This window comes from Streptomyces aurantiacus JA 4570 (genome assembly GCF_000414115.1).
GTDB lineage: Bacteria > Actinomycetota > Actinomycetes > Streptomycetales > Streptomycetaceae > Streptomyces > Streptomyces aurantiacus_A.
The window spans coordinates 1-715 of sequence record NZ_AOPZ01000252.1 but is presented as its reverse complement, the minus strand read 5'-3'; the positions used below and the strand labels follow the sequence as shown (position 1 = coordinate 715).

Sequence of the window (715 nt, the reverse complement as noted above, 5' to 3'; positions counted from 1 at the left end):
ACGGCCGGGTTCTCGTAATTCAGATCCGGCTGGTGGGAGAAGAAGCGGTGCCAGTAGTACTGCTTGCGGACGGGGTCGAAGGTCCAGTTGGAGGCTTCGGTGTCGACGAAGATGATGCGGGCGTCGCTGTACTGCTTGTCGTCGTCGGCCCAGACGTAGTAGTCGCCGTACGGGCCCTGGGGGTCGGCGCGGGATGCCTGGAACCAGGGGTGCTGGTCGCTGGTGTGGTTCATGACGAAGTCGATGATCACGCGCATGCCGCGCTGGTGGGCGGAGTCGACGAACTCCACGAAGTCGGCGAGGTCGCCGAACTCGGGCAGCACGGCGGTGTAGTCGGAGACGTCGTAACCGCCGTCCCGCAGGGGGGACTTGAAGAAGGGCGGCAGCCACAGGCAGTCGACGCCGAGCCATTGCAGGTAGTCCAGTTTCGCGGTCAGGCCCTTGAGGTCGCCGATGCCGTCGCCGTTGCTGTCCTGGAAGGAACGCACCAGGACCTCGTAGAAGACGGCGCGTTTGAACCAGTCGGGGTCGCGGTCGCGGGCGGGGGTGTCCTCGAAGGTGTCCTGGACGGGCTCGTTGACAATCATGGTGTGGGTGACCCTCCGATCAGCGGTGAGGACGGTCGCAGGACCAGTACGTGCGCGGGCGCCCGGGCCGGGTCCAGGCGTACGTAGTTGGTGCTGCCCCAGTGATAGGTCTCGCCGGTCAGCTCGTC

General features: G+C 65.7%; 1 protein-coding gene and 1 pseudogene. Both read right to left on the bottom strand.

Annotated features, from left to right (window positions below):
* Positions 1 to 587 (bottom strand): alpha-amylase family glycosyl hydrolase (locus STRAU_RS23735; RefSeq protein WP_037661468.1); only part of this gene is annotated, 587 nt, incomplete at its 3' end.
* Positions 584 to 715, bottom strand: a pseudogene (locus STRAU_RS43830) (alpha-amylase); the annotation flags it as partial. The pseudogene STRAU_RS43830 and the gene STRAU_RS23735, both read right to left, overlap by 4 nt.